This is a genomic window from Amycolatopsis sp. NPDC051903 (assembly GCF_044452505.1).
Taxonomy (GTDB): domain Bacteria; phylum Actinomycetota; class Actinomycetes; order Mycobacteriales; family Pseudonocardiaceae; genus Amycolatopsis.
This window is the reverse complement of sequence record NZ_JBITBT010000043.1, coordinates 71,885-80,477: the sequence shown is the minus strand read 5'-3', so window position 1 is coordinate 80,477 and position 8,593 is coordinate 71,885. Positions and strand designations below refer to the sequence as shown.

Annotated in this window: 5 protein-coding genes; 3 read left to right on the top strand and 2 right to left on the bottom strand. The window is 69.8% G+C overall.

All coding sequences use genetic code 11. The annotated features are described in order from the left end of the window. Nucleotides 1-39 precede the first annotated feature (39 nt). On the top strand, nucleotides 40-4,713 hold the full coding sequence (locus ACIA77_RS44875) for an RHS repeat-associated core domain-containing protein (protein ID WP_395892289.1): 4,674 nt from the start codon (nucleotides 40-42) through the stop codon (nucleotides 4,711-4,713). A 57-nt stretch (nucleotides 4,714-4,770) separates the two neighbouring features. Here the strand turns inward: ACIA77_RS44875 and ACIA77_RS44870 are convergent, their stop codons facing one another. Both ACIA77_RS44870 and ACIA77_RS44865 read right to left on the bottom strand, forming a co-directional pair. Next, the gene (locus tag ACIA77_RS44870; protein WP_395892288.1) at nucleotides 4,771-5,403 is read right to left on the bottom strand and encodes a nitroreductase family protein; all 633 of its coding nucleotides are present in this window, start codon (nucleotides 5,401-5,403) and stop codon (nucleotides 4,771-4,773) included. 76 nt (nucleotides 5,404-5,479) lie between these two features. Further along, complete coding sequence (locus ACIA77_RS44865; RefSeq protein WP_395892287.1) at nucleotides 5,480-6,061, bottom strand: TetR family transcriptional regulator; 582 nt, start codon at nucleotides 6,059-6,061, stop codon at nucleotides 5,480-5,482. A gap of 124 nt (nucleotides 6,062-6,185) precedes the next feature. Here ACIA77_RS44865 and ACIA77_RS44860 point away from each other — a divergent pair, with 124 nt between their 5' ends. Both ACIA77_RS44860 and ACIA77_RS44855 read left to right on the top strand, forming a co-directional pair. Beyond that, the gene (locus ACIA77_RS44860) at nucleotides 6,186-7,802 is read left to right on the top strand and encodes an ATP-dependent acyl-CoA ligase (RefSeq protein ID WP_395892286.1); all 1,617 of its coding nucleotides are present in this window, start codon (nucleotides 6,186-6,188) and stop codon (nucleotides 7,800-7,802) included. Beyond that, on the top strand, nucleotides 7,786-8,568 hold the full coding sequence (locus ACIA77_RS44855; protein WP_395892285.1) for an enoyl-CoA hydratase/isomerase family protein: 783 nt from the start codon (nucleotides 7,786-7,788) through the stop codon (nucleotides 8,566-8,568). The genes ACIA77_RS44860 and ACIA77_RS44855 overlap by 17 nt, the downstream gene beginning before the upstream one ends. Nucleotides 8,569-8,593: the final 25 nt, after the last annotated feature.

Sequence of the window (8,593 nt, the reverse complement as noted above, 5' to 3'; positions counted from 1 at the left end):
GAGTTGGGCAGCGTCGCCTCGGATCTGAACAGCGCGGTGATGTCGGATCTGCAGTCCTGGTCCGGGGATGCGTCGGATGCCTACCGGCAGCGGGCCCAGGATCTGGGGACGCTTCTGCAGTCGGCGCAGAAGGGCTGCGAAGGTGCCTCGTCCGGGGTGAAAACCGCGGGCGAGGTCGTGGCCGCGGTGCGGACGCTGGTGCGCGACATCATCTCGGAGCTGGTCGGGCACCTGATCAGCTGGGCGTTGCAGGTGCTGTTCACCCTCGGCATCGGCTTGGCGTGGGTCGTGCCGCAGGTGATCAGCGCGGTGGCCAAGACCGCGTCGCAGATCACCTCGATCGTCACCAAGCTGGTCAAGGCGCTCAAGGCGCTGATCCCGTTGCTGAAGAAGGCGGGCACCCTCTTCGAGGACGCCGCGAAGGCACTCAAGAACATCAAGGGCGGCAAGGTTTCCTCGGCCGGCAAGGGCGGCGACGCCGGCGCCATGCCGAAGGACCCGCCCAAGCCCGCCGGCAGTGGTGGCGGCACCCCCAAGGGTGGTGGTGGCGGCGCCCCACCACCGGCCAAATCCGGCGGTGACGACACCCCGCCGGCCAAGTCCGGCGGCGACGATTCGACGCACTCGTCCAGCGCCGGTGGTGGTGGCAGCCATGGTGGTGACACCCCGCCGCCGGCCAAGTCGGGTGGTGACGATTCGACGCACTCGTCCAGCGCGGGTGGTGGCGATACTCCGCCGCCTCCGAAGGGCGACGCCCCGCCGCCCGCCAAGAGCACTCCGGACCCGGAACCGACTCCCAAAGGCCTTGACCCGGCCCCCGGCGGCGGGGGAGGCACCCCGAAGGGGCTGCCCAAGAGCGGTGGCAAGAGCGGCGACACGGGCCCGACTTCGGTCAAGGACGCCAACACCGATCCGAAGGCGAACAACAAGCCCGCGGACACCAAGCCCACCTGCGGCGACCCGATCGATGTCGCCACGGGTCAGATGATCATGACGCAGCAGGACGTCGAACTGAATGCGACGTTGCCGCTGGTGCTGGCCCGGACCCACTTGTCGACGCATCGCCTGGGCGGGTACTTCGGCACCGGCTGGGCGTCCACTGTGGACCAGCGGCTGGACGTGGAGCCGGACGGGTTCTACTTCGCCGCGGACGACGGGATGTTGCTGAACTACAGCACCCCGTTGCCCGAGGGTGACGGGCTGGGGGTGCTGCCCGATTCCGGTCCGCGGTGGCCGCTGATGCGCACCGAGGGCGGTTACGCGATCGCGTGCCTGGACCGTGATCAGGTGTTGCACTTCCAGGACGACGGCACGGGCCGGCTGGCGATCAGCGGGATCCGTGACGGCGGAGGCAACCAGATCGAGTTCGTCCGCAACGAGGACAGCGTGCTGGTGGGCATCGCGCACTCGGCGGGGTACCGGATCGCGGTGGACACCGGTGACGGCCTGATCGAGGCGGTGCGGCTGCTTCCCTCGGACCCGGCGGCCGGGGACTCGGATGTCGTGCTGGTGCGCTACGGCTACGACGAGCAGCGGCGGCTGGTCGAGGTGGTCAACTCCTCCGGGCAGTCGCTGCGGTTCGGCTACGACGCCGAGGGGCGGATCGTCCGCTGGCAGGACCGCAACGACATGTCCTACCGCTACCGGTACGACGCCGAGGGCCGCTGTGTCGAGACCGAGGGCAAGGACGGCTACCTCAGCTACACGTTCGACTACGACCGGGAAAACCTGGTCACCACGGCCACCGATTCGCTCGGCCAGACCACGACGTTCGAACTGGACGAAGAGCTGCGGGTGATCCGGCAGACCGATCCGCTGGGCCACGTCACGGCGTCGGAGTGGGGCGAGTACGGGGCGTTGCTGGCGACCACCGATCCGCTGGGGCGGACCACTCGTTACGAGCACGACGCGTCCGGGCGGCTGGTCGCGGTGGTCCGGCCGGACGGCAGCCGGTCCCGGTCCGAGTACGACGGCGCGGGCCGGCCGGTGACCTTTGTGGACTTCGACGGTGCGGTGTGGCGGCGCGAGTACGCCGAATCCGGCCGGCTGAGCGCCGAGATCGACCCGAGCGGGGCACGTACCACCTACGCCTACGACGCGCAGAGCCGCACCAGCACCGTCACCGACGCCCTCGGCCGCACGCGCCGGGTCGAATACGGTGTCGCCGGGCTCCCGGTCACGGTCGTCGACTCGCTCGGCACGACCACGCGCTACCGCTACGACCAGCTCGGCCGGCCGGCGGAGATCACCGACCCGCTGGGCGGGGTCACCAGGTTGGCCTGGAGCGTCGAGGGCGCCTTGCTGTCGCGCACGCTGCCCGACGGGACCACGGAGAACCTGGCCTACGACGGCGAGGGGAACCTGCGCCAGACCACCGGCGCGCAGGGCGCGGTCACCCGGACCGAGGTCGCGCACTTCGACCTGGAGGTGGCGCGCACCGCGCCGGACGGCAGCCGGCTGGCCTTTACTTACGACACCGAACTGCGGCTGACGTCGGTGACCAACCAGCAGGGCCTGGTCTGGCGCTACACCTACGACGCGGCGGGCCGGCTCGTCGGGGAGACCGACTACAACGGCCGGGCCATCGGGTACGTCCACGACGCCGCGGGTGATCTGGTCGAGTACAGCAACGCGGTCGGCCAGACCGTGCGGCTCACCCACGACGCGGTGGGCAACATCATCGAGCGCCGCAGCGACCAGTCGGTGACGCGCTACACCTACGACCCGGCCGGGCGGATCACCCAGGCCACGAACGAAGACACCGACCTGAAGATCCGCTACGACGCCCTCGGCCGCGTGCTGAGCGAAGAGCTGAACGGCCGGACCCTGGCGTTCCGCTACGACGCGGTCGGCAACCGGGTCTGGCGGCGGACGCCGTCCGGCGCGGAAAGCACCTGGCAGTACGACCACGCGGGGCGACCGCTGTCGCTGCGCACCGCCGGTGAACTGGTCCGGTTCGGCTATGACGCGTTCGGCCGGGAGGTCCAGCGGCAGGTGGGCCCGGCCGTGCGGCTGGTCCAGTCCTGGGACGAAGCCCACCAGCTGCGGACGCAGACGCTCGCGGCCGCCGGGGATCGCGTGCTGCAGCAGCGCACCTACGGCTACCGGCCGGACGGCCACCTGGCCACGGTTCAGGACCGGGTGACCGGGCCACGTCAGCTCGACGTGGACCCGCTCGGCCGGGTGCTGGGGGTGACCGGGCCCGGCTGGTCCGAGCGCTACGCCTACGACCCGGCCGGGAACATCGTGGAGGCCGACTGGCCGGTCGCCCCGGCGGCGACCGTCGCGGACGCGGCCCATCAGCAGGCTCGCGGTGCACGGCAGTACGCGGGCACGCTGCTCGAACAGGCCGGCGCGGTGAGCTACCAGTACGACGCCGAGGGCCGGGTGGTTCGGCGGCAGGTGGAACGCACACCGGGCGTGGTGGACGCGTGGCACTACACGTGGGACGCGGACGACCGGCTCGTCGGCGTGATCACCCCCGACGGGCAGCGCTGGCGCTACGTGCACGACGGGCTCGGCCGGCGCGTGGCCAAGCAGCGGCTCGGCGGCGACGGCGGGGAAGTGCTGGAGCAAGTCGAGTTCTGCTGGGACGGCGCGGAACTCGTCGAGCAGGTCCACAATGGACGCCACGCGCTCGTGTGGGACTGGGCACCCGACGGCCTGCGGGTGATCGGGCAGACGGAGCGCGTACCGGCGCCGGGTGGCTCGCAGCAGTGGGTCGACCAGCGCTTCTTCGCCGTCGTGACCGATCTGGTCGGGACGCCGACCGAACTGGTCGACGCGCAGGGCACCCTCGCCTACCACGCCAGTGCCACCCTGTGGGGCGGCGCGCAGCCCGGCGCGAGCGCCGCGACGCCGTTGCGCTTCCCCGGCCAGTACCACGACCCGGAAACCGGCCTGCACCACAACTTCCACCGCTACTACGACCCCGCCACCGGCCGCTACACGAGCAACGACCGGCTCGGCCTCGCCCCCGGGCCGAATGCGCAGAACTACGTGCGCAACCCCACCGGCTGGGTCGACCCGCTGGGCCTTACTCAGTGTCAAGCCCAGGAGTTCGGGAAAGTCGTAAAGGATTACCGGGAGAAACTCGGCTGGCAGAAGGGGTCGGGGCCGCACCCGTTGACCAAACTGCCCGGCCAGCAGCAGCAGTACGCGCACGTCGGCGTAGGAAAGCTCGGCTTCGAGGGGCCGGACGGGGACACCGGGCTGAAGATGGTGGTCGACAAACAAAACGGCTACATCGTCGGGTACCTCAAGAAGGATGAGGGTGGCGGCGCCGACATTTTCCATTACGATCCGACGCACGAGTATCACAAGGATGTGCGGATCAATCCGGACCATGCAGCGCCCGGAGCTGTACACAAGCCGGACATCGGATCGATCGCGTATCCTCCCAACGAAAAGTACAATCAGAATTTCGGCCCCAACACCTTGGCGAACGCCGTGGATGACATGTCGAACAGCGCCAAGGGATCGACGGACGCACTTCGGGTCACCGCTATGCACGTCGCCGAAGCCGGCCGGTTCGACCCGGTCGCCAAAAATCACCTGGATTACTTCGCGAATAACAAAGACGAGAAACTCAGCACAGCCAACTGGGAAAAGATCAATGGTTGGGGTAAAGCGAGTGACGAGTTCCGGGCTTCGGGGTCGGGCGACAACCCTTCGGGTCTGGCGCTGCTGAATCCGCCGAAGTCGAACAGGTAGTCCTGGCGCCGGCCTGGAATCGATGCCGATTCCAGGCCGGCGTTGGTCAGGCGGTGGTCACCACTGGTCCCAGTGGGTCACCTCGTCCGGAGCAGGCCGGGAGGCCGGGCGGAAGTCCGTGCCCTTCGTGAACGCCAGCGGCGTCAGCACGGCCTGCGCGACCGTCTCGTACGGAATGCCGAGCACGTCCGCGACGTCCTGTTCGCGCGCGACGTGCATCGACGTCCACGCGGTGCCGAGGCCGCGGGCGCGCGCGGCGAGCATGAAGCTCCACGTGGCGGGCAGGACGTTGGACACGCCGGCCGCCGCCGAGGCGCGGTCGGGGCCTTCGTTGCAGGCCAGGACGAGCACGGGGGCCTCACCCATGTGCTCGCCGAGGTAGTCGGCGGAGCTGGCGACGCGGGACTGCACGCGGTCGCGCTCGGTGGCGCCCGCGTTGTTGCCCGGGTAGCCGGGGGAGGCCTTGTACTTGGCGTAGATGGAGCCGTAGATCTCGCCGATGGCGCGGCGCTTGGCTTCGTCTCGGACGATCACGAAGCGGGCGGTCACCACGTTCGAGCCGGCCGGGGCCTGCAGGGCGAGTGCGACGCATTCGCGGATGAGGTCGTCGGGGACGTCGCGGGTGAAGTCGAGGCGTTTGCGGACCGCGCGGGTGGTGGACAGGAGCTGGTCGGGGGAAAGATCGAGCATGCCGCGATCATAGGTCCGTCCGGACGGTCGCTGCCGGGCGCGAGACGGTGACCACAACCTCGATGGGCTGGAGCACTCAGTTCGCGCGCAACCCCTTGATCAGCAGGTCCGCGAACTGCTCCGCCAGCTGATCCGTGGTCAGCGAACCCTCCGGTGAGTACCACACGTACGCCCAGTTCAGGATGCTCGTCAGCGCGATGCCGGCGATGCGCGGGTCCGCCGCGCGGAACTCGCCGTCGGTGATGCCGCGCGTGATGATGCTGCGCAGCCCCGTCTCCCACCGGTCGCGGCTGGCGATGACGGCCTGCTGGCGCGGCTCGGAGAGGTTGCGCCACTCGTGGAAGAAGACGGTGGCGAACTCCTTGTTCTCGGCGATCAGCTTGAGGTCGCGCGCGGCGACCTGGCGCAGCTGCTGCGTGGCGGTGCCGCCGCCGGCGAGGATCTCCTCCATGTCGCGCTCCGAGCGCTCCATGATGCTGTGCACGATCGCCTCGAGCAGGTCCTCCTTGCTCTGGATGTGCACGTACAGGCTGCCGGCGTGCACGCCGACCTCCCGCCCGATGTCGCGCATCGACGTACCGTGGTAGCCCTTGCGGGCGAACAGGCTCGCGGCGATTTCGACGATCGGCGTCACGTAGTCGGTGGCTCGTTCGGGCACGAGCCCCATTAGACACTACGGCGAGTGACGAGTCGATGGGCACACCGCTTGCAACAACTGTTTGTTGACCAATCGTGTCCTGGCCGGATAGCGTCCGGGGCAGAGACTTGGAGGCAGCTCGACGATGCGCTACTACGAGATCGACCAGAGGACGACCGCGCACATCCTCGCCGACAAAGCCGCCCGCGTCGGCGACCGGCCGTTCCTCCACTGGGCCGGGCGCACTTACACGTACCGGGACCTCGACGAGATCACCAACCGCTACGCCAACGGGTTCGCGGACCTCGGCATCACGAGGGGCGACCACGTGGCGATGATGATGCCCAACGGCCCGGAGTTCCTGTGGACGCTCTGGGGCCTGGGCAAGCTCGGCGCCGTGGCGGTGCCGCTCAACACCGCCGCGAAGGGCGAGCTGCTGCGCTACTTCCTGGACCAGTCCGATGCCACGGCGATCTGCGTGGCGGGGGAGCTGCTCCCGCGCGTCGCCGCAGTGCTGTCGCAGGTCCCCGCCGTGCGCACGGTGCTGGGGCTCGGCGCCGACCCCGCGTTGCTCGCCGCGCTCGACGGCATCGCGACGCACGACCTGGCCACGCTGCACGAAGCGCCGCCGACCCCACCGCGCCTCGCGGAACCCGTGCGCTGGAACGATCCCCACCTGATCCTCTACACCTCCGGCACCACCGGCCCGTCGAAGGGCGCGATCTGCCCGCAGGCGCAGGGCCACGCGGTCGGCCACCAGATGGCTTCGCTCAACGGTTACCGCCAGGACGACGTGCTCTACACCTGTTTGCCCGTCTTCCACGGCAACGCGCTCTGGTACACCGTGTACGCCGCGCTGTGGGCGGAGGCGTCCGTGGCGCTCTACCCGCACTTCTCGGCCAGCCGGTTCTGGTCGCAGATCCGCGAATCGCGCGCCACCGTGTTCAACGCGCTCGGCGCGATGGCGAACATCATCTGGCAGCAGCCACCGTCCGAACAGGACCGTGACCACTCCGTGCGGATCTGCATGATGGTGCCGAACTCCCGCGAGCTGGCCGAAGGGTTCCTCGAGCGCTACGGCACGCGCGTGACCTCCGTCTACGCCATGACGGAGAACTGCGCGGTCACGGCGTTCACCCCGGACGACCCGCTGGAGAAGGTGCCCTCGGCCGGCCGGGTGCGCCCCGACATGAGCGTGCGGATCTTCGACGACGACGGCGTGCCGCTGCCCACGGGCGAGGTCGGGGAGATCTGCCTGCGCCCCAACGAACCCGGCACGACGATGCTGGAGTACTACAAGATGCCGGAGGCCACGGTCGGCGCCACGCGCGACCTGTGGTTCCACACCGGCGACCGCGGTTCGCTCGACGAAGACGGGTACCTGTTCTTCTCCGACCGCAAGAAGGAAGCCATCCGCCGGCGCGGCGAGAACATCTCGGCCTACGAGGTCGAGACGATCGTCTGCCGGCACCCCGCGATCCTCGAGGCCGCCGCGGTGCCGGTCGCGTCCGAGCTCGGCGAGGACGACCTGATGGTCTACCTCGTCACCGAGGACGGCGCTTCCGCTTCGTACGAGGAGATCATCGCGTTCTGCGACGAGCACATGCCGTACTTCATGGTGCCGCGCTACCTCGAGTTCATCGACCGGCTGCCCAAGACACCGAGCGAGAAGATCGAGAAGTACAAGCTGAAGACCGCCGCCGCGAAGCGGGTCGGCGAGCTGTGGGACCGGGAGGCCGCGGGCATTGTCATCAAGAAGTGAGGCCGTCACCTTCGCCGTCGACGGACCGGTCGGCCGCATCACGATCGACCAGGAAGCCACCCGCAACGCGCTGAGTCCCGAGGTGATCGCCGGGCTGGACCGGGCGATCACGGCGGCCGAAGGCTGCTCGGTCGTCGTGGTCCGGGGGCGGGGCGGGACGCTGTCGGCCGGTGCGGAGCTGAAGTTCCTGCGCTCGGTGCTGGACGATCCGGCCGCCGTGCGCGCCTACATCACCTCGATCGGCGTGACGCTCGACCGGCTGGAGGCCGCGCCGTTCGTGTCCGTGTGCGTGATCGACGGCTACGCGGTCGCCGGCGGCTGCGAGATCATGCTCGCCTGCGACCTCGCCGTGGTCAGCGAAACGGCGCGGATCGGCGACCGCCACCTCGAGTACGGCCTGCTGCCCGGCGCCGGCGGTTCGGTGCGGCTCACGCACGCCGTGGCGCCGGCCATCGCGCGAAGGCTGCTCTACACCGGGGAAATCGTCGACGGGGCCACGGCAGCGAGCTTCGGGCTCGTGAGCAGTGCCGTGCCCGCGGCCGAGCTCGACGACGCCGTCGACGCGCTCGTCGCCCGCCTGTCGCGCCACGCCCCCGACGCGTTGCGGGGCATGAAACGCCTGCACCGCACCGCACTCGCCGACGAGCCGGCCGCGGCGATCACGGCCGAGCGCGAGACGCTGCTCGCGCACCTGGCCGGGCCGGTCGCCCGCGAGGGGCTCGCTGCCTTCGCCGAGCGCAGACAGCCCCGGTTCAGCACACTCTGACGCGACCCGGCCGGTGACCCAGCAC

Bases quoted from the DNA above. Each gene is read 5' to 3' on its own strand.
- ACIA77_RS44870 (WP_395892288.1), bottom strand. From the start codon at position 5,403: ATGCTCGATCTTTCCCCCGACCAGCTCCTGTCCACCACCCGCGCGGTC.
- ACIA77_RS44860 (WP_395892286.1), top strand. From the start codon at position 6,186: ATGCGCTACTACGAGATCGACCAGAGGACGACCGCGCACATCCTCGCC.
- ACIA77_RS44875 (WP_395892289.1), top strand. From the start codon at position 40: ATGTCGGATCTGCAGTCCTGGTCCGGGGATGCGTCGGATGCCTACCGG.